At 68.7% G+C, this 20231-nt stretch carries 18 protein-coding genes; 1 reads left to right on the top strand and 17 read right to left on the bottom strand.

Annotation, left to right across the window (positions count from 1 at the left end):
- Nucleotides 1–61 precede the first annotated feature (61 nt).
- Both ACYVAK_RS11065 and ACYVAK_RS11060 read right to left on the bottom strand, forming a co-directional pair.
- Nucleotides 62–796, bottom strand: coding sequence for a WbqC family protein (locus ACYVAK_RS11065; protein WP_461060918.1), 735 nt, complete (start codon nucleotides 794–796; stop codon nucleotides 62–64).
- The gene (locus tag ACYVAK_RS11060) at nucleotides 787–2043 is read right to left on the bottom strand and encodes a DegT/DnrJ/EryC1/StrS family aminotransferase (RefSeq protein ID WP_461060916.1); all 1257 of its coding nucleotides are present in this window, start codon (nucleotides 2041–2043) and stop codon (nucleotides 787–789) included. Before ACYVAK_RS11060 ends, ACYVAK_RS11065 begins: the two co-directional genes overlap by 10 nt.
- Nucleotides 2044–2165: 122 nt before the next feature.
- On the opposite strand from ACYVAK_RS11060, the gene ACYVAK_RS11055 reads away from it, so the two are divergent.
- Entirely contained in the window at nucleotides 2166–3248 is a 1083-nt protein-coding gene (locus ACYVAK_RS11055; protein ID WP_461060914.1) for a class I SAM-dependent methyltransferase, read from the top strand.
- Here ACYVAK_RS11055 and ACYVAK_RS11050 read toward each other — a convergent pair.
- The 15 genes from ACYVAK_RS11050 to ACYVAK_RS10980 all read right to left on the bottom strand — a co-directional run bounded on the left by ACYVAK_RS11050 (nucleotide 3226) and on the right by ACYVAK_RS10980 (nucleotide 20231).
- On the bottom strand, nucleotides 3226–5571 hold the full coding sequence (locus ACYVAK_RS11050) for a tetratricopeptide repeat protein (RefSeq protein ID WP_461060912.1): 2346 nt from the start codon (nucleotides 5569–5571) through the stop codon (nucleotides 3226–3228). The genes ACYVAK_RS11055 and ACYVAK_RS11050 overlap by 23 nt on opposite strands.
- Nucleotides 5572–5631: 60 nt before the next feature.
- Nucleotides 5632–6171 (bottom strand): PilZ domain-containing protein, encoded by a 540-nt coding sequence (locus ACYVAK_RS11045; RefSeq protein ID WP_461060910.1) that lies wholly within the window; start codon nucleotides 6169–6171, stop codon nucleotides 5632–5634.
- The gene (locus ACYVAK_RS11040) at nucleotides 6164–6454 is read right to left on the bottom strand and encodes a hypothetical protein (protein ID WP_461060908.1); all 291 of its coding nucleotides are present in this window, start codon (nucleotides 6452–6454) and stop codon (nucleotides 6164–6166) included. The genes ACYVAK_RS11045 and ACYVAK_RS11040 overlap by 8 nt, the downstream gene beginning before the upstream one ends.
- 4 nt (nucleotides 6455–6458) lie before the next feature.
- Complete coding sequence (gene fliS, locus ACYVAK_RS11035) at nucleotides 6459–6842, bottom strand: flagellar export chaperone FliS (protein WP_461060906.1); 384 nt, start codon at nucleotides 6840–6842, stop codon at nucleotides 6459–6461.
- A gap of 5 nt (nucleotides 6843–6847) precedes the next feature.
- A complete protein-coding gene (gene fliD, locus ACYVAK_RS11030; RefSeq protein ID WP_461060904.1) occupies nucleotides 6848–8176 on the bottom strand; it encodes a flagellar filament capping protein FliD in 1329 nt (442 codons plus the stop codon).
- A gap of 89 nt (nucleotides 8177–8265) precedes the next feature.
- Nucleotides 8266–9477 carry a flagellin gene (locus tag ACYVAK_RS11025; RefSeq protein ID WP_461060902.1) on the bottom strand — a complete coding sequence of 404 codons (1212 nt, stop codon included), beginning with the start codon at nucleotides 9475–9477 and terminating at the stop codon, nucleotides 8266–8268.
- A 281-nt stretch (nucleotides 9478–9758) separates the two neighbouring features.
- Nucleotides 9759–10964 (bottom strand): flagellin, encoded by a 1206-nt coding sequence (locus tag ACYVAK_RS11020; RefSeq protein WP_461060900.1) that lies wholly within the window; start codon nucleotides 10962–10964, stop codon nucleotides 9759–9761.
- 136 nt (nucleotides 10965–11100) lie between these two features.
- Nucleotides 11101–12306 (bottom strand): flagellin, encoded by a 1206-nt coding sequence (locus tag ACYVAK_RS11015; RefSeq protein WP_461060898.1) that lies wholly within the window; start codon nucleotides 12304–12306, stop codon nucleotides 11101–11103.
- Between the two features lie 150 nt (nucleotides 12307–12456).
- Nucleotides 12457–13677: a flagellar hook-associated protein FlgL gene (gene flgL / locus ACYVAK_RS11010; RefSeq protein ID WP_461060896.1), complete on the bottom strand. Its 1221-nt coding sequence runs from the start codon at nucleotides 13675–13677 to the stop codon at nucleotides 12457–12459.
- 12 nt (nucleotides 13678–13689) lie between these two features.
- Nucleotides 13690–15573: a flagellar hook-associated protein FlgK gene (gene flgK, locus ACYVAK_RS11005; protein WP_461060894.1), complete on the bottom strand. Its 1884-nt coding sequence runs from the start codon at nucleotides 15571–15573 to the stop codon at nucleotides 13690–13692.
- The gene (flgJ, locus tag ACYVAK_RS11000) at nucleotides 15573–16706 is read right to left on the bottom strand and encodes a flagellar assembly peptidoglycan hydrolase FlgJ (protein WP_461060892.1); all 1134 of its coding nucleotides are present in this window, start codon (nucleotides 16704–16706) and stop codon (nucleotides 15573–15575) included. The genes flgK and flgJ overlap by 1 nt, the downstream gene beginning before the upstream one ends.
- 10 nt (nucleotides 16707–16716) lie before the next feature.
- Nucleotides 16717–17865, bottom strand: a complete 1149-nt coding sequence (locus tag ACYVAK_RS10995; RefSeq protein WP_461060890.1) for a flagellar basal body P-ring protein FlgI — start codon at nucleotides 17863–17865, stop codon at nucleotides 16717–16719.
- A 120-nt stretch (nucleotides 17866–17985) separates the two neighbouring features.
- Nucleotides 17986–18669: a flagellar basal body L-ring protein FlgH gene (flgH, locus tag ACYVAK_RS10990; protein WP_461060888.1), complete on the bottom strand. Its 684-nt coding sequence runs from the start codon at nucleotides 18667–18669 to the stop codon at nucleotides 17986–17988.
- Between the two features lie 8 nt (nucleotides 18670–18677).
- Nucleotides 18678–19463, bottom strand: a complete 786-nt coding sequence (gene flgG / locus ACYVAK_RS10985) for a flagellar basal-body rod protein FlgG (protein ID WP_461060886.1) — start codon at nucleotides 19461–19463, stop codon at nucleotides 18678–18680.
- Nucleotides 19464–19475: 12 nt separating this feature from the next.
- Nucleotides 19476–20231 (bottom strand): flagellar basal body rod protein FlgF, encoded by a 756-nt coding sequence (locus ACYVAK_RS10980; RefSeq protein ID WP_461060884.1) that lies wholly within the window; start codon nucleotides 20229–20231, stop codon nucleotides 19476–19478.

Below are 20231 nucleotides of genomic sequence, written 5' to 3'. Positions count from 1 at the left end.
CGTACCGAAACCTGTCGCTGATCGGCCGGCCGCCACCGAGGAGGCCGACTGCGTGACGGCATCAATGCGCGATGCAGCGCCTGCTTCGATCCTCGGCGCGTGCAACACGCCTCAAGCCGCCCAACCACGACCTCGCCTCTGGCATCCGGACGTTCATGATGAGATCGATGATGGAAAGCGCCGGCACGAACTCCGGCGATTTCTGTGCGTACGGATCGAGCCGGGCGGCCGAGAACTCGAGGGCGATACCGCGCTCCGCGAACACGGCCTTGGAGTACAGGTCGGCTCCGCCAACCGGATTGATGTACGTCGTGCCACCGATGGCTTCGCATGTTGCGATCACCCGGTCCTGTCCGGCGAGGGATCGATCGACCCCCAGGCTGGAGGAAACGACGAGCGCCGTCGACAGGCCGAAGTAGTCCCTCACCGCATGGATGGAATGGTTGATAAAGCAGAAAAGATTCTGTTCCTCGCATTCGATGACCTTCCTTGCCAGGCGCATCCCTTCCGCGAAAGCCGGCGATCGCGAGTAGGCCGCTTCGATACGCCGCAGCAACCCGGGCCTGTCGAAGGCGTCGGAAACACGACGATCCCTCACGTCGAGGGAGTCGCTCCCACGAGCGATCGGCACGGTGATCATGGCCTCGCGCCCATCGACGAGGATGCGGTTCCTGTTGATCCATCCCGACTTCGTGTACTTGATGTCGTCGTAAACGACGAAGACATCGACCGCCGCCATCAACTGGAAGTAGCCGACATAAGGGAGAAAGTAAGGCTGCATGATCCCTACGCGCATGCCCGCTCCCTGGACATGACGCGAAGCACCCCCGCGATGGCATCGATGGCGCCCTCCGGCAAGGCCGTTCCCGTCGGCATGACGATCACCCGGCCGGACACCGATTCGGTGTTGGGCAAAAGCAAACCCGCATGGGGGTAGAGATCACGGAAAGGCTGCATGTTGTGGCAGCCTGGCCAGAAGTACTTTCGGACCAGGATCCCCTCGGCATGCAACGCGGCCACGATCTCGTCCCGCGTCGCAGGGAAGGAGGGCTCGACCTCCGCAACGACATACTGGAAGTTGCAGCCCTCCCTGGGGTCGTAGCGAAGCAACGAGATTCCGTCGATGCCATCGAAAGCCGCCTCGTATGCGGCGAGGTTGGCTCGGTTCGCCTCGATGACGGCGTCGAGAGACTCGAGGTTCGTCAATCCCATCGCCGCGCAGATCTCGGGCATTTTCCCGTTCGTCCCGACATGGACGGCCTTGTCGTAGGCCTCGAAGCCGAAATTCCGCATGTAGCGCATGGTCGTCGCGAGATCGTCCTCGTTGGTCGTCACAGCGCCACCCTCGAAGCAATTGAAGAACTTCGTGGCATGGAAGCTGAAGACCTCGGCTCGACCGAATGCACCGACGCGCCGCCCGCGGTATGTGGCGCCGAACGCATGTGCCGCATCGAACATCAGCGAGAGCTTTCGTCGGCGCGCGATCTCGGCGAGTTCGTCGACGGGTGCCGCGCGCCCCCAGAGATGCACGCCGATGATCCCCGTCGTCCTCGGGGTGATCATGCGCTCGACGGATTCCGGGTCAAGGTTGTGCGTCGAGGGATCGATGTCCGCGAAAACGGGCGTGATCTGCTGCCACTGCAACGCCTGCGCGGTGGCGATGAAGGTATAGGACGGGACGATCACTTCGCCGGTGAGACCCAGGGCGCGAATGGCGATTTCCAGGGCAATCGTTCCATTGCACATCACCACGACGTGGCGAACGCCGAGGTAGTTCGCGAGTTTCTGCTCGAGCTCACCGACCAGCGGGCCGTTGTTCGTCAGCCATCGCCGGTCGAGCAGGCCATCCACCCGCTTCAGGAAGGCGTCTCGATCCCCGATGTTGGGACGCCCGACGTGCACCGGCTCGGCGAACGCCGGGGGAGCCCCAGACAGGGCGAGATCAGCGCGGCTCAGGAAGCGTTTCGGGGCCGTGGCCTGGACCGGCTCGCCGTCCGCCGGGGTGTTGGTCGCTATCCTCAACGTGGTCGTCGCGGTGGGCACTTGGCCAATCCTCGAGGTCGGTTGACCCTTGGGCTTGCAAATGGCGTGCCAGCTATTTGTTGCCAGGCGGCCGCCGAAAGCGGCAGGCTTGCTTCAGCATAGCGGATGAGCGGGGGCGACGAATGGGCAGGGTTCTGGTCTTCCCGGCTGGCATGCCGCGGGCAATTGAGTTCGCCAAGCGCGCGCTGGGCGAGGGTGAATCGATCGTCGGCTCTTCCTCGCTGGCATTCGATCCCGCGGCTCCGCTCTATCCGGCCTGGGAGCGGTTGCCGTTCGTGACGGAGGACGGTTTCGAGGAGGCACTGATCGGGGCGATCGACCACTGGAACGTCGACCGGCTCTTCACCCCGAACGTCGTGGCCTGGAAGGTGGTCGCGGAGATCATCGCGCGACGCCGTCCAGCGGTGCGACTGATCGGGGGGCCCCCGGTCGACCGCGAGCTGGCCCCCTACAGGGACGCGAAGGCGTTCGCAGCGGACGCGTGCCGTCGACCACTCCCGCTGCCGGGCGCCCGGGATGAACACGCGTCCACCTTCACACCCCATGCGCTGGCGTCGATCTTCAAGCATGTCGAGTCCGTGCCCGGGATGTGCGACCACGAGAAGATCCGCGCGATGTTCTCTGTGTTCGAGAACGTGCCCCAGGGCGACATCGTCGAGATCGGCTCATGGTGGGGAAAATCGGCGGTCCTCCTACACCAGCTCTCGCGGCTACGAGGAACGGGCCCCGTTCTCTGTGTCGACCCTTGGGCCGAGGAGAACTTGCCGCAAGGCGACGAGAAAGGCCTGGTGGATGGGGCGCGGATGTCCGCCGCGGAAGCCTTCGAAGTGTTCATCATGAGCCTCCTGCCCTACGCGGACGGTTCGCTGAACTACATCCGCCTACCTGCCGAGGACGCCAGGACGCGTTACATCCACGCCGGGGACGTGTTCACTTCGGAGTTTGGACGAACCGCCTATGCAGGCCGTATCGCCCTTCTCCACGTCGACGGCAACCACGCCTACGCGCACGCCAAGGCCGATGTCGTCGGCTGGTCACCGCTGGTGGTCGCGGGCGGATGGGTGGTTGTCGACGACTACGTCTGGCCCTACGGCGACGGCCCGCGGCGGGCGGGGGACGAGCTGCTCGCCGATTGGGCCGGGCGATATGACTGTGCGTTCGTCGCCGGCTCCGCGCTGTTCGTCAGGCGGTCCTCGGCGGAATGACCATGGGTATCGGCGCCTCCCCTCGGCACCAGCGCCGCCATGTCTGGCGCACGCCATCCTCGAAGCCCTCGATGGCGAGGCGCGGCGACCCGAGATCGGAGGCGAGGAATCTTTCCCGCAAGGTGTCCCGCAGGGCCATGAGTTCGGTCCGTCGAGACAGGTGGGCCCACCCACGACCCAGGGCGACGAACTGGTCCTGATTCTCTGCGACAAACGACCACAGGCCGAGGCGACCCATGATCGCGACGCCCGTGCGGCTTGGAAGCGTTTCGCCAGCAAGCGTAAGCGTGGGAACGCCCATCCAAAGCGCATGGCAGGTCGTCGTGCCTCCAGCGTACGGATAGGTGTCGAGCAGGAGGTCGACACGCGAATGGGCATCCAAGTATTGCTTCATGCCCGTTCTCGGCATGAATTCGATGCGGGACGGGTCGATTCCGATGCCGCCCAGGTGCTTGAGGACTCTTTCGACGTTGGGCGGGTCGATCGCACCGATCAGCAGGCGGCTTTCGGGGACTTCAGCCATCAGTCGACCCCAGAGATCGAGTGTCGCTGGCGTCACCTTGCTCATCCGGTTGAAGCTACCGAAGGTGAAGGCCGCTCCGCTGCCGGAGGGCAGCGGATGGACCGGAGGTGATTCGGCCTCCGGCATGAAGCTCGAGTTCGCCGGCACACGCAGCAGGCGTTCGGCGAACTGCTCATCCAGACGCCCTGGCGGGGCGTAGACGGTATCGAGCATGTAGTAATCCATTCGCGACAGGCCCGTCGTCGCGGGATACCCGGCCCAGCTGATCTGCACTGGCGAAGGCTTGAAGGCGAAGACCCCGAGACGATTGAACCCGGTATGGCCCGAGAGATCGACGAGCACGTCGATGCGGTCTTGGCGAATGCGATTGGCGGCGGTCTCGTCGCTCATCCCGATGATGTCGCACCAGCCGTCCGCCAGCGAGCGCAAGCGGGCCGTGACCTCATCGCTGGTGCGGTGATTGGAGTAGGCGAAGACTTCGAAGCGCGAGCGATCGAGGCTCTCCCAAAGGGGGATGAGGAAGCTTGCCATCGCATGCCGGCGAAGGTCGCCGGAAACGAAGCCGACGCGAAGCTTGCGATCGGGATCGCGATCGTTGTCCCAGAACACATGGGGTACGACCGACGCTTCCACCATCTCGCCGTACCGGCGGTGCAAGGCAAAGAGCTCGTCCGGGGTGATCTCGGCGATGTGGGAGCCGACGAACAGCGCGATGTCGAGTGCACCGAGATGCGACGCTCCCGCGTCGCGGAGTCGCCGGAACAAGGACGCGGCCTCTTCGTGACGGCCAAGCCCGAGATAGCAGACCGACAACGCCGCGATGCCGGTGGGGTTTTGGGGGTCTGCAGCGATCGCCTCCTCCAGCAGGCCCACGGCTTCATCGTAGTTCTCGCGGTCCCTGAGGTAGCCGCCCAGCGGCAGCGCCACCCGGTGGTCATTCGCGCCGAGGCGACGTGCTTCGCGCAACATCGTCTCCGCGTCGGGGTCATGACGTGCGTTGAGCAGCAGGCCGATATTGACGAGGGCGCGAACGTTGGAGGGCTGGGCGGCAAGTACTGCGCGATAGGCCGCTTCGGCCTCATCGAGCCGACCCAGCTCGTGAAGTGCCAAGGCGAGGTTCATCCGCACATCGGCACTTCCCGGGTCGAGATCACAGGCGATCCGCAGCGCCTCGAGGCTCGCCTCCTGCGAACCCGAGGCGGACTGGCTCGCGCCCAGCACCCGCCATCCGAACGCGCAAAGCGGATACCGACGAACCAAGTCCGTCGCCGTCGCCGAGGCCTCGTTGAATCGACGCTTCAGGAAGAGCTCGCGCAGGGCCATGACCTCGGCCATCGGCGCCTGGCTGGCGTTCTGGGGGCTCCGGCCACTGGCCTTCACGCGCCGGGCGAGCGCATCCAGGCGACGCTCGTGCAGGCGGGCCTCGAACCCGGCCAACCGCCCGGCAGGCAGGCCCGACTGCCCGGCGCGATGGAGCATCCGATGCACCGCTTCGTCCTGGCCGAGCTGGAACAGCGCTTCAATCTGGCTGATCCAGAACTCGGGCTCCCAAGGGCGCAGCGTGATCGCCCGCTTGAATCGGGGAAGTGCGGACCGCCAGTCGCCACGCTGGACCGCCAGCCACGCCAAGCCATGTTCCGCCTCCGGGGAATACGGATTCGCCTGCAAGGCGGCAAGGTAGGCGGCCTGCGCCTCGTCAAGTCGTCCGGCTTCGTGGGCCGCATTGGCCTTCGCCAATTCGGCCGAGGCGGCCTGGGTATCGGGCAATGCGGTGGAAGACATCGGCTCGGCCAGCATCATCGGTAGCGCTCAGGGTGCCAGAGCCGGGCCGTGCAAGCGGCATGCCGGACAGCAGCAGGCTCAGCTTCGCCGCTGCGCGGCCCGCCAACGCCGATGCAGGCGGAACACATGGCGCTCAAGCAGATCGGCCACGGCGGGCTCGAGCGGTTCGAACGCCCACCAGGAGCGCGCGCCCTCGCGGGCAACGCGACGAACGGGCAAGTGGGCGAGCAGGGGCAAGCCATCCCCCGGCTGCCAGGCCAGAGTCGCGGGCACGTCGGCGATCGCGGCGTCGGCCTCGGACGCCTCGATGCACAATCCGCGGGCACTGAGCCGCACCGCGCGCGCGGGCGGCGGTGCCAGCGCAGGCAGGGCCTGCGCCAGCAGTTGGAGGGTGAGGTCGAGCTTGGCCTCGAGTCGCCGGAGCGCCGGATCGGGGGGGTGTGCCGCTTCATCCGCCTCGCCACGACGCTCCTCCATCATCGCGAGGTCGCGGAGCAGGCGCTCCGCGGTCTCCACGCTGCCGGCAGGCGGCGCGCCCGGCGCGATGCGCACCCGCGCGGACAGTTCGCAGGCGACCGCGCCGTCGAACAGCAGGGCATCGGCGGCGGCCTCATCCACCGGCGTTGCCCAGATAGGCGCGCGCCGCCGCCCCACCCTTGCGGGTGGCCGACAGCTCGCGGGCGACGCCCGACTGCACCTCGATCAAGGCCTGCAGCAACTCGCGCTGCCCGGCGGCCAGCATTTCCATTTCGCTGGCCGCCAGGGGCGTCGGACCGGCACAGGCGGTACGGACCGCCTCGTCGTGCGCCACGAGCGCGGCTTCGGCGCGCGGGAGGTCGACGGCATTGAGGGCGTCGCGCGCGTCGCGCAGGGCCTGAAGCGCGGTCGCGTAGTCGCTCATCGGCTCAGGCCGGCTTGATCTGCTTCCATGCCGCGAAGACGTCGTCGAGCAGGCCCGCCACCTCGCCGAAGCCTTGCGCGTCATTGGCCGCGTTGGCCGCGACGATGCGTCGCGAGGCGTAGTCGTACAGCGCCTCGAGCCGAGCGGCGATGTCGCCGCCTTGACTGAAATCGAGGCACCCGGACAGCGAGTCGACGATGGCCCCGGCTTCCGAGGCGGCCTTCGCCTTGCGCGTCAGATCACCACTAACGATGCAGGCTTCGGCCATCCGCAGGCGCTGGATGGCGCCTTCGAGCATCAGGGCGATCAGCTGGTGCGGGTCGGCCTCGTGCACGCGGGTTTCGACGGCGGTGCTGCGGTAGGCGGCGGCGGGATTGCGGGTGCTCATGGGGATCAACCAGCGCCGGGGAGGCGCGCGAGTTCCTGGGTGAGAAAGGACGACGTGCTCTGCAGCTGCGCGACGAGGCCGTCGAGCGCGGTGAACTGCCGCCGGTAATTGTCCTCGATGCGCGCGATGCGCACGTCGAGTCGGTCACGGTCGCTCTGGAGTCCCTTCAGGCGATCGTTGAGTGCCTTCGTGCGGGCGTCGAGCAGGCCGGTGTTGGGCGCCACGGCACCCTCGAGGCGGGCCGAGAGCACGGCGCCGAGGCTGCCGGTGCGCTCCTTGTCGAACAGTCGCTCGACGGCCGCAGGGTCGGCGGCGAGCGCGGCATCGAACCTGCTGATGTCGATGCTGAGCGAGCCATCCTTGCTGCTACGCACGCCGAGGGCGCTGAGCTCGGCGAAAGCATCGCCGACCGCGCCACGCAGCTGCTGCTGCAGGCCACGGACGGCGGCATCACCGACCAGCGGGCCGCCGGTGCGGGTCTCGGCATTGAAGGCGCTGGCATTGCGCAGCTGGGTCAACGCCGCGTTGTAGCTGCCGACGAACGTCTGCAGCGCGGCGCGGACGTTGGCGTTGTCGGCGACGATGTCGAGGGTGAAGGTGCTGTTGTCCTGCGCCTTGGTCAGGTCGAGGGTGACGCCGGCGATCAGGTCGGTCAGGCGGTTGCTGTCGGCGGTACGCGTGACGCCATCGACCTTGACCACGGCATTCGCCGCCGGCGTGGTGACCGCAAGGCCGTTGGCGAACGTGGCGATCGCCCCGGTGGCGTTGATGGTGATGGCGCCGGCGGTGCCCGCCTTGGCGGCATTGAGCACCAGCACGCTGCCCGCATCGCCGTTGACCACGGTGGCCGACAAGCCCTTGCCGCCCGTCGCCGTGTTGATGGCGTCGCGCAGCTCGGTGATGGTGTTGGTGGCGCCGAGGGTGACGTTGTAGGTCTCGCCGTCGACGGTGAAACTCAGCGTGCCGGTGCCGAGGTTGGCGCCCGAGGCGACCGGACCGCTCTGGCGCTTCTGCGCCGTGGCCAGCGATTCGACCTCGATGCTGTAGCGACCGAGGGCCGCGGTGCCGGTGGCCGACGCGGTGAACCCCGCATCCGCCTGCACATTGGCCTTCCTACCGGCCACGCCATTGGTGCCGTCCAAGGCGTTGGCCGCGGTACGCAGGCTGGCCAAGGCCGTCCGGATCTGGTTGAACGCCGCGAGGTCGGATCGGGCGTCGGTTTCCCGGCGCGCGATGCGCTGCTCCTGCGGCGCGCGCTCGGCCGCCACCAGCTGGGAGACCAGCTGGTTGACGTTGATGCCGGACCCGATGCCGGGACTGGAAATCGAACCCATGGCGAACTCCTTGACTCTGCTGGATATCGGCCGCGACCCCGGGGGCTGAAGCTACGCCGCCGGGGCCAAGGCCGCCAGTGCGCGCCGGTTCAGCCCCGCAGCAGGGTGAGGACGTTCTGCGGGATCTGGTTCGCCTGGGCCAGCATCGCCGTGCCGGCCTGCTGCAGGATCTGCGTGCGGGTCAGCTCCGCCGTCTCGCGGGCGTAGTCTGCGTCGCGGATGCGGCTGCGGGACGCCGTCAGGTTCTCGGAATTCGTCGTCAGGTTGGCGATCACCGAGCTGAAGCGGTTCTGGATGGCACCGAGGTCGGCTCGCCCGCCGTTCACGGTCGTCAGCGACAGATCGACGATCGACAGCGCGCGGCCGGCGCCCACGACGGTGGAGATGTCCAGCGTGTCGAGGTAGGCCGGATTGCCGGCCGGCGCCGCCGTGTTCGCCGACGGCGGGGTTCCGAGGGTGATGCCTGACGTGGTGCTCGGCGTTCCGTAGGTCACCGCGTAGCCGGCGAAGGCACCGCTGGCATTGACGGACTGACGAACCGACGAGAACGTGATGTCGACGCCGTTGGCCGCGACCTCGGCATACAGGCCGGTCTCGCCGATGCGGGCATTGATCGCGGCGGCGATGCGACCGACCACGGTGCTAGCGGTGTCGCCGATCCGGATTTCGACGTCATCGATCGCCACCACATTGTTCAGGCTGTCGGTGACGGTGATGCCCGTGATGGTCGCGGCCGCATTCGCCGTTCCGCTCGCCACCGTGGTTCCGGTGAAGGTGTCGAACACCGCGCCGCCGAGGCTCTCGGCGCGGGTGTCGGCGGTCTCGGTGATGGCGATGGCCTGCCCGGCGTTGGCGCCGACCTGGAACAGCTGCGCCGTGAACGAGCCGTCCAGCAGCTTCGTGCCGTTGAACTCGGCCTGCTTGGCCACGCGGTCGACCTCGTCGATGAGCTGCTGCACTTCGGCGTTCAGCGCGTCGCGGTCGCTCTGGCTGTTGGTCGCGTTGGCCGACTGCACCGCCAACTCGCGGATGCGCTGGAGGTTGTTGCCGACCTCGCCGAGGGCGCCTTCGGCCACCTGGGCCAGCGAGATACCGTCGTTGGCGTTGCGGGCGGCCTGGTTCAGGCCACGGATCTGGGTGGTGAAGCGCTCGGAGATCGCCAGGCCGGCGGCGTCGTCGCGGGCGCTGTTGATGCGCAGGCCCGAGCTGAGGCGCTGGATGGTCGTCGCGAGCGACGCGCTGTTGGTCTGCAGATTCCGCTGGGCATTCAGCGAAATCGTGTTCGTATTGATGATGCTCATGACCGGGAATCCTCAATGGACGTTGGGAAGGGTCCGGCAGCCGGTGGGGACGGGTCGCGGAGGACGTACCCGTCCGCCCCCTGCCCTGACAACAGCGGCCACTGCTCGCCGAACAGACGGACCGATGACGGCGCCCGCCGGCCCGGCGGTGTTCCGTCGGGCCACCCCCCGTGTTGCAAGGCCCATGCCACAAGCGCGTCGCGAACGGAAAAGACGAAGGCCGGGTCGCCCCGGCCTTCGCTTTTTCCCGGTTCTGGCGGCGGTGCCCCCGCCCATTCCCGTTACCGCAGCAGCGAGAGCACGTTCTGCGGGATCTGGTTGGCCTGGGCCAGCATCGCCGTGCCGGCCTGCTGCAGGATCTGCGTGCGGGTCAGCTCGGCCGTTTCCTTCGCGTAGTCGGCGTCGCGGATCCGGCTGCGGGAGGCGGTCAGGTTCTCGGCACTCGTGTTCAGGTTCGCCACCACCGACTGGAAGCGGTTCTGCACCGCACCGAGGTCGGCGCGGGCACCGTTCACCGTCGTCAATGCGCGATCGATGATCGACAGGGCCTGGCCGGCGCCCACCACCGTCGAGATGTCCAGATCATCGAGGAAAGCAAGCGCCGCCCCGGAGGCGATGGTCGAGGTCCCGCCCGGGGAAGAGATACCCCCCGAGGAATAAGCCGCGCCGAGGTTCACCACGTAATCCGCCGGATCACCGTCACCATCACGTGACTCTCGAACCGACGTGAAGATCAGATCGTTATCCTCGGTGGACGCGAAAAGGCCGGTTTCACCGATCTTGGCATTGAAGGCGGCCGCGATTTTCGCGACGACGTCCCGGGCCATGTCACCCACGTCGACATCGACATCGTCGATGGCGACGACGTTACCGAGGGTGTCCGTCACGCTCAAGCCCGTGATCGTTCCTGCGCCCGTCGCGGCGACGAAGAAATCATCCACCGCATTCACCACCCGGTCGCTGGCGAAGACGGCACCGCCGAGGCTGGCGGCCTGGGCGTCGGCGGTCTTGCTGATGCTGATGGCCTGGCCGGCGTTGGCGCCGACCTGGAACAGCTGGCCCAGGAAGCTGCCGTCCAGCAGCTTGGTGCCGTTGAACTCCGCCTGCTTGGCCACGCGGTCGATTTCGTCGACCAGCTGGCTCACTTCGGCGTTCAGGGCGGTACGGTCCGATGACGAGTTGGTGGCGTTCGCCGACTGCACGGCCAGCTCGCGGATGCGCTGCAAGTTGGTGCCGACCTCGCCGAGGGCGCCTTCCGCCGTCTGCGCCAGCGACACGCCGTCATTGGCGTTGCGCACGGCCACGTTCAGGCCGCGGATCTGGGTGCTGAAGCGCTCCGAGATCGCCAGGCCGGCGGCGTCGTCGCGGGCGCTGTTGATGCGCAGGCCCGAGGACAGGCGCTGGATCGTCGTCGCCAGCGAGGCCGAGTTCGACTGCAGATTGCGCTGGGCGTTCAGCGAAATCGTGTTGGTGTTGATGATGCTCATGGCACTCCCTTGGGCGCCCGTCACCCGGGCACGTTCCTGATTCCAGGCAAACGAAAGGCGGGCCCAGGCTTGGGCCCGCCTCCGGGCATTGCGGATCAGGGCGTCGGCGCGAGGCCGGCGTCCGGATCGGTTACCGTTACCGCAGCAGGGACAGGACGTTCTGCGGGATCTGGTTGGCCTGGGCCAGCATCGCCGTGCCGGCCTGCTGCAGGATCTGCGTGCGGGTCAGCTCGGCCGTTTCCTTCGCGTAGTCCGCGTCGCGGATGCGGCTGCGGGATGCGGTCAGGTTCTCGGCGCTCGTGTTCAGGTTCGCCACCACCGACTGGAAGCGGTTCTGCACCGCACCGAGGTCGGCGCGGGCCGAGTTCACCGTGGTCAGCGACTTGTCGATGATCGCGAGGGCCTGGCCGGCACCCAACACCGTCGAGATATCGAGCGTGTCCAGGAAAGCCGGGCTGCCGGTAGCAGCCGTGGTGTTGGCCGTCGTGGGCGCTGTCGCGACCGTCGCGCCGGAACCAGACGAAGCGGTGCCGAGATTGACGACATAACCCTGGAAGTCGCCGTCACCGTCCACCGCTTCGCGCACCGAGGTCAGCGTCAAACCAACGCCGTCGGCTTCCGCGAACAGGCCCGTCTCGCCGATCTTGGCATTGATCGCCGCCGCGATCTTCGCGGTGATGGCCGCCGCGTCATCCGTTGCCGCAAACTCGACATCGTCAATATTGACGGTGTTGTTCAAACTATCCGTGACGGTGATGCCGGTAATGGTGCCGGCCGCGGCGATCGTACCGGACACCGCCGTAGCGATCGAGATGCTGTCGAAATTGGCACCGCCGAGGCTAGCTGCCTGAGCATCCGCCGTACTCTGGATGGCAATGGCCTGGCCGGCGTTGGCGCCGACCTGGAACAGCTGGCCCAGGAAGCTGCCGTCCAGCAGCTTGGTGCCGTTGAACTCCGCCTGCTTGGCCACGCGGTCGATTTCGTCGACCAGCTGGCTCACTTCGGCGTTCAGGGCCGTACGGTCCGATGACGAGTTGGTGGCATTGGCCGACTGCACCGCGAGTTCGCGGATGCGCTGCAGGTTCGTGCCGATCTCGCCGAGGGCGCCTTCCGCCGTCTGCGCCAGCGAAATGCCGTCGTTGGCGTTGCGCACGGCCACGTTCAGGCCGCGGATCTGGGTGCTGAAGCGCTCCGAGATCGCCAGGCCGGCGGCGTCGTCGCGGGCGCTGTTGATGCGCAGGCCCGAGGACAGGCGCTGGATCGTCGTCGCCAGCGAGGCCGAGTTCGACTGCAGATTGCGCTGGGCGTTCAGCGAAATCGTGTTGGTGTTGATGATGCTCATGGACTTGGTCTCCGGGTCGGATGGTGTGCCGGTCCAGCGCCGAGCTGTCCGGGGCCGCGGTGGGGGGCCGTGGCCCGGTACTCCCGCTGCTGTATGCAGTAACGGCGCTACCGGCCGGAGCTTTAGGCCCCGGAGACTGCGATTTGTGGATCAGCGCAAATAATTGAACAGGGAGAGGCTGGCCACGCGCTGGAAGCTGAGCTGGGCCGCGTCGAGGGCGGTGCTCTGCTGGGCGAGGCGGCTGGCGGCCTCGGCGATGTTCACGTCCCGCAGGTCGGAGAGCGTCGTCTTGAGGGTGACCGACGTGGCCTCGCGCAGCGCGCCGGCCTCGTCGATGCCCGCCAGGCGGGCACCGCCCGCGGCCCGCTTGTCGACGAAATGATCCTGCGCGGCCGAGACATTGGCCAAGGCCACGAAGATCGCGTTCTGCTGCCTCACCCGCTCGGTGACCGTCGTGGCCGGGGCTTCGAGGCTATCGGCCAGCGCGTCGAGGGTACCGAAGATGTCCTGGCGGCCGGAAGGGCCGACGGTGAACACGTCGCCGGTGGCCGGCTCGCCGTTGAGGCGGAGTTGCAGGCCTTCGAAGCTCAGGGTGTCGCCCGGGGCGTAGGTGCCGGTCTGGGGCGGCACCAGCGGCGCGCCACCGGCGTCCTGGATCTCGTAGGTGGTCGGCGAGGTGAAGGCCACGCGGTAGCCGGCGCTGCCATTCACGGCCCAGGCGGCGGCGTCGACCACGCCGAACGTGCCGAGCAGGCCGGTGCCGGTGTTGGTCGCCGCCGCGCTCACGGCCACCCGCCCGTCGCCGGTGGGGATGCGCATCCAGACCTCGCTGCCCGGCTCGGCATCGGCCAGGGCAAGCGCCGGCGCGACGTCGACGCGCCGCTGCACCTGGTCGCCCACGTAGCTCACCCCGGTGGTGGCATCGACGAAGGGGGGGCGGTCGTCCTGCGCCCCGCCGAAGAGGTATCGACCGGCCGCATCCGTGCCGTTGGCGATGCCGAGCAGGCCATCGCGGATCTGCCGGATCTCGCGGGCGATGGTCACCCGGTCGCTGGCCGAAAGCGGCGCGTTCGCCGCCTGGATGCTCAGCTCGCGGACGCGCTGCAACAGCTCGCCGGCTTCGGTGAGGTTGCTTTCCTGGAGGTTGAGGCGGTTGCCCAGCACGTTGGCGTTGAGCTCGAAGCGCTCGAGCTCCGCCAGCGACCGGTCGATCGCCGTCGCCGCACCGGCGGCGAGGGGGTCGTCGGCCGCGGTGTTCACCCGCCGGCCGCTGGCGATCTGGTTCTGGGTGGCGATCAGGTCGACCTGCCGGCGCAGCAGCTGGGCGACGTTGGCCTCGTAGAGCGAGTTACTGGAGATCCGGGTGGTCATGGCTGTGCTCCGTCAGCGCCGCACGGCCTGGAGGAAGGTCTGGAAGATGGTGTCCGCGATGCTGATCACCTGCGCCGCGGCCTGGTAGGCCTGCTGGAAGCGCAGCAGGTCGGCGGCCTCCTCGTCGAGGTTCACGCCCGAGAGCGACTCGCGCTGCTGCACCAGGGCCTCGTCGATGGCCTTCTGGCTGTCCAGCGAGAAGCTGCTCTCGCGCGCGGCCGAACCGATGCGCGTGGTCTGGGCGACGAGCGCGTCATTGAGCGAATTGGCGCCACCGCCAAGGACGCGGGCGTCGTCCAGCTGCGCCCAAGCGCGCATATTGGTGTTGTCGCTGGAGTTCGAGACGTTCGCACCCACCCGGAAGGTGTCGCCAGCCCGAGGCACGCCATCGAGGACGAGGCGCCAGCCGTTGGCATCGATGTTGGCGCCTGGCGTGTAGGCCTGGGCCGGGCCGCCGTTGAGGCTGAAGGTCGTGGGCGTCAGGAACTGGATCGTCGCCGGCGTGGTCAGCGCCGCATTGGCCGGGTCGAGCACCGCCAGCGAGACCACGCGGCCCTGCCCCAGGTTGGTCAGGTCGGCGCTGGGCCGGATGCGGCTGGCCGCGGCGATGCGGTTCGGGTCGTTGACCGCCACGGCGATGTCGCGCGCGGCGTTGCTCGTCGGTTCGATCAGGAAGCGGTCGTTTGCCGCGGCGGCGCCCGAGACCACCACCTCGATGCCGTTGACGACGAAGGGGCTGGCCACGGTGCCGAGGCCGGCCAAGGCCACGGGCGCCCCGGTGTCGCCGCGGCGCGCGCTCCAGTTCGCGCCGTCGAAACGGAACTCCAGCGGCACGCCGTCCAGCGCGCCGACATCGGCGATGTCGACGGCCAGCGTGGCCGTGCCGGTGTTGTTGCGGTTCGCCAGCGGGATGGGGGCGGCGAGGGCGAAGAAATCGGTGCCGACGTTGCCGTTCAGATCGAGGCCGGCGGCGCTCTGGCCATTGACGATCTCGGCCAGCGTCGCGGCGATGCGGCCGAGTTCGGCGCGCCCGGCGTCGACCAGCTCGGCGCGCGAGGACAGCGCGCCGCCCAGCTCGCCGGCGATGCTGCCGGCCCCCAGACGGACCGTCCCGGTCGTGGTCTCCAGCGCCAGCACGACGCGGTCGTTGCGGAAGTCGTCCTGCACGGTGATGAAGCGCGACGCGTTCGCGCCGACCACGATCGGCTGGCCGCCGGTGGTGAACACGTTGAGCGCGCCGTCCTCCTGCGGCAGCGTCGTGACGCCGGTCAGCGTCGCCACCTGCGACACCAGGCGGTCGCGCTGGTCGAGCAGGTCGGGCGAGGCGTTGGCGGGCCCGTTGCGGCTGATCTCGACGTTGAGTCGCGCGATTTCGCTGGCCAGCCGGTTCACTTCCTCGGCGCCGCCGGCCAGGCGTGCGTTGATCTCGCGGTCGATCTGGTCGAGGCCGCCCTGCAGCTGGTCGAAGCGGGCGACCAGGGCTTCGGCGCGACCGAGCAGCTCGGTGCGCGCGGCCTGCGAGGCCGGCTCGGCGGCCACGCCCTGCGCGGCATCGAAGAAGGCCGAGAACGGCTGCGCGAGGCCGGTGGTGGCGTCGGTGAACAGCTGGTCGATGCGCAACGCGAAGCCGTTGACCAGCTCGAGGCGGCCAATCTCGCCCTGGCTGTCGAGCAGGCGATTGGTGACCAGGGTGTCGGACAGGCGGGTGATCCCGGCGATCTGAACGCCGGCGCCGACATAGTTGTTGCGCAAGCCGTCGCCCGCCCGGTTGGACAACTCGACGCGCTGCCGCGTATAGCCCTCCACCGTCGCGTTGGCGATGTTGTGGCTGCTGGTGGCCAGCGCGCGCTGGAAGGCCAGCAGGGCGCTGGTGCCGTTGCCGAGGATGCTGGGCATCAGAAGGCTCCCATGCCGCTGGCGGCGAACACCAGGTGGCGGGCCGACGGGGCGGTCGGGCCGGTGGCGTCATCGATGTCGAGGCGGGCCAGGGCGCGGTTCAACGCCGGTCCGGTGGCGATGGCTTCGATCTTCCGGGCGTAGGCCGGGTCGGTGGCGTAGCCACCGCGCTGCAGGGCGGACGCGAAGCCGCGGATGTCGTCGCCGGCGTTCAGCGCGGCGGCGTAGCGTGGGCTGCGCTTCAACAGCGCGGCGTAGTCATTGAAGCTCTGCTCGACGCCGTCGTAGGCGCGGAAGGCCGCGCGTTCGGTGCGGAAGCCGCCGCCCACGAATTCCTGCGTGTCGGTGGCCACGCGATCGCCGCGCCAGCCGCCCGTGGCCTTGATGCCGAAATAGTTGTTCGCCGTCTGGCCGTTCGCCACGATGGTGCTGCGGCCCCAGCCGGTCTCGAGGGCGGTCTGCGCGACGATGGCGCGCGGGTCGACGCCGAGTTCGCGGCCGACCTTCTGCGCATGCGGCCAGACCTTGGCCACGAAGGCCTCGACGCGGGCGTTGGCCGGCCCGGCATCGGCGGCAGGTTTCGCAGCCGGAACGGACTCGGTCGCGGCCGCGGTGCGCAGGGCGGGCAGCATCCGCGGCACGTCGGCCGCGGCGATCCAGTTCGGCTTCGCGACCCCGTTCGCCGCCGCGAGCGCGGGCGTCGGCGCGGCGGCCTCCGTGGTCGTCGCCAAGGACGGCGCGGCCTCGCGCGACAGCACCTTCGCCGCCAGCGGGCGCACGTAGGTGTCCAGCGGCAGCATCGGGGCCGTGCCGGCCTTCGCCAGCGACAAGGGCAAGGCGCCCACCGCGGCGTCGGGCCTGCCGCCGCCCTGTCGGGTGAGCTGCCGGGCGATCATGTCGGACAGGCCCAGGCCCTTGCCCTGGGTCAGCGACTTCGCGATCTGTTCGTCGTAGAGCTCGCGGAACTGGCCGGCGGCGCCGGGGAACATCGTGTCGCCGAGCGCGGTTTCGCGCATCTGCTTGATCATCATCTGCGCGAACAGGCCTTCCATGTCGCGCGCGACCTTGTCGATCTGCGCCGCGTCCATCGGCTTGTCCGGCTGCAACGGCATCGGGCGGGCATCAACGCGCATGGCCGCGACCTCAGATGATCTCGAGTTCGGCGCGCAGCGCGCCGACCTGCTTGAGCGCCTCGAGGATCGCGATCACATCACCCGGCGCCGCGCCGACCTCGTTCACGGCGCGGACGATCTGGTCGAGCGAGGTGCCGCCCTTGAACAGGAACATGCGCGAGCCATCGACCGTGGCTTCGACCGTCGATTCCGGCGTCACCACGGTTTCGCCCTGGCTGAAAGGCGCCGGCTGGCTGACGTTGGCGGCTTCGGTGATCGTCACGGTGAGCGAGCCATGCGCCACGGCGGCCGGCATCACCTGCACGTTGCTGCCGATCACGACGGTACCGGTGCGGGCGTTCACCACCACCTTGGCGGCGACCTGGCCCGGATCGAGCGTCAGGTTCTCGACGCGGGCGAGGAAGGCCACGCGGGCGCCCGGATCGGTGGGGGTCTGCACCTGCACCGTCCCGGCATCGAGTGCGGTGGCCGAAGCCTCGCCAAAGGCCTTGTTCAGGGCATCGACCATCCGGCTGGCGGTAGTGAAGTCGGGCTGGTGCAGGTTGAGCATGAGCGTGCCGCCGGCGCCGCTCTGCGCCAGCGCATCGGGGATCGAGCGCTCGACGATGGCGCCATTCGGGATGCGGCCGGAGCTCGGGATGTTCACCGAGACCCGCGAGCCGTCGCTGCCCTGCGCGCCGAAGCCACCGACCACGAGGTTGCCTTGGGCGATGGCGTACACCTGGCCATCGGCCCCCTTGAGCGGGGCCATCAGCAGGGCGCCACCGCGCAGGCTGACGGCGTTGGAGATCGACGACACCGTGACGTCGATGGCCTGGCCTGGGCGCGCGAACGGCGGCAGCTCGGCGTGGATGGCGACGGCCGCGACGTTCTTCAGCTGCGGATTGACCCCCGGCGGGATCGTCACGCCGAGTTCGTCGAGCAGGTTCTTCAGGCTCTGGGTGGTGAAGGGCGACTGGCTGGTGCGGTCGCCGGTGCCGTCCAGGCCCACCACCAGGCCGTAACCGACAAGCGGGTTGCCGCGGACGCCCTCGACCTGGGCGAGGTCCTTGATGCGCTCGACCGCCTGGGCCGGGGCGCTGGCGAGCGCGGCCACCAGCAACGCGAGGGCGGCGAGGCCGGCCGTGAGGGATCGGGAACGGGAGGGGTGGGACGACATGGGTGCTCTCCGGCGGTATCGGCCGCTCGCCGGGAAACTTGCAAGCCGCGTGCCAGAGCGCCCGGAAACACGACGGCCCGCCAGAAGCGGGCCGTGGCGGGTGGGCGGCGCGGGCGCCGTTCAGTTCGGGAACCACGCCCCGTTGAAGAAGCGGTCCAGCCAGCCCATCGCGTTGGACCGCGCCAGCGGGCCGCGACCGCCGTAGACGATGCGGGCGTCCGCCACGCGGGTGCTCGCGATCGTGTTGTCGGGGCCGATGTCGGCAGTGCGGATGATGCCCTGCACCTGGATCAACTCGTTGCCCTGGTTCAGGGCCAGCTCCTTGCTGCCCTGGATCACGAGGTTGCCGTTCGGCAGCTTCTGCACGACCTGGGCGGTCAGCGTGCCGGTGATCTGGTTGCTCTGGGTCGAGTTGCCGTCGCCGGCGAAATCGCGGGTGTTCGACAGCGAGTTGTCGAGGATGTCCTGGCCACCCACCGTCACCGGGGCACCGAACACGGTGCCGGACATGCTGTTGGTGGATTCCTTGGTGATCGCGGTGTTGGCGCGCGTGCTGGCCTGAGTGCGCTCCGACAGGTTGATCGTGACGATGTCGCCCACCTCGCGCGCCTTGCGGTCGGTGTAGAGGCGCAGCCCCGGACCCTCGCGATAGATCGCACCGGCGCTCGGCGCGGCGGTAGCCTGCACCGGCACCTGCATCACCGCCATCGGCGCCAGCGGCTGGACGTCGCCGCGGATCATCGCGCCGTGGCCGCAGGCGCTGAGCATCGGGAGGACGAGGGCGAGGACGAGGGCGCGCTTCATGGCGGGGCTCAGACGTTGTTGTTCAGGTAAGCCAGCATCTGGTCGGTGGTGCTGATGGCCTTGGCGTTGATCTCGTAGGCGCGCTGCGTCTCGATCATCGCCACCAACTCCTCGACGGTGTTGACGTTCGAGCTCTCCAGCGACCCCTGCGCCAGAAGGCCGATGCCGGCCTGGCCGGGCGTGCCGGCCTGTGCCGGGCCCGAGGCGCCGCTTTCGAGGTAGAGGTTCTCGCCCTTGGCGAACAGGCCGCTCGGGTTCACGAAGTCGGTCAGGGTGATCTGGCCAACTTCCTGCGGCGCGGCCTGGCCGGCGATCTGCACGGTCACGGTGCCGTCGCTGCCGATCGAGATCGCCTGCGCACCCTCGGGGATCTGGATGCCGGGCTGGATGGTGTAGCCGGAGTTGGTCACCAGCTCGCCCTGCGCGTTGATCTGGAAGCTGCCGTCGCGCGTGTAGGCCTCGGTGCCGTCGGGCAGCAGCACCTGGAAGAAGCCGCGGCCGTTGATGGCGACATCGAGCGCGTTGCCGGTCTGCAGCAGGTTGCCCTGGATGTGCGATTTCGCCGTGCTCACCACGCGCACGCCGGTGCCGAGCTGCAGGCCCGAAGGCAGGTTGGTCTGCTGCGAGCTGGCGCCCCCCGGCGCGCGCACCTGCTGGTACAGCAGGTCCTCGAAGCTGGCGCGGTCGCGCTTGTAGCCCGTCGTGTTGACGTTGGCCAGGTTGTGCGCGACCACCGACATGCGCGTCTGCTGCGCGTCGAGGCCGGTCTTGGCGATCCACAGGGCGGGGTTCATGGCGCGTCTCCTTTAGCGGGCGCGCAGCAGCGTGTTCGCCGCCTGCGCGTTCTCGTCGCCGCTGCGGATGACCTTGAGGTTCATCTCGAACTGCCGCGAGAGGGAAATCATGGCCACCAGCTGTTCAGTGGCGTTGACGTTGCTGTTCTCCAGAACGCCGCTCATCAACACTTCCCCGGCCGCGGCCTGCGGTTGCGCGGCGGGGTCCTGCGAGGTAGGACGGAACAGGCCGTCTTCGCCGCGCTGGAGCGTGGTGGGGTCGGCGCGGACGACGCCGATCCGGGCGACGTTCTGCGCCGTGCCGGTGGCATCGCCCAGGGCGACGATGGCGACGGTGCCGTCGCCGCCGACCGACAGGCTCTGGAACGGCGGCAGCGCGATGGGTTGGCCCGTATCGTCGAGCACGGGCTGGCCGCGGCCGTTCGTCAGCCGGCCGGTGGCGTCGAGCTTCAGGTCGGTGGCTCGCGTGTAGGCCGGCTCGCCGCCGCGGTCGGCGACGCTCATCCACAGGTCGGCGCCGTTGAGCGCGAAGTCCAATGGATTGCCGGTGGTCTGCAGGCTGCCGCCGGTCGCGTCGAAGCCGCCAACATCGCCCATCGTGTAGGTGCGCGAGCCGACCTCGCCGCCCTTGGCGGGGAAGGCCTCGGTGGCGTGCAGGAGCGCCTTGAAGCCGGCGGTGGAGACGTTGGCGAGGTTGTGCGATACGGCCGCCTGGGCGCGCAGGTTGGCCTGCGCTCCCGACATCGCGACGTAAAGGGCCTTGTCCAT

The organism is Silanimonas algicola, assembly GCF_054777375.1.
The sequence above is the reverse complement of the archived record's forward strand: the minus strand, read 5'-3'. Positions and strand labels throughout refer to the sequence as shown.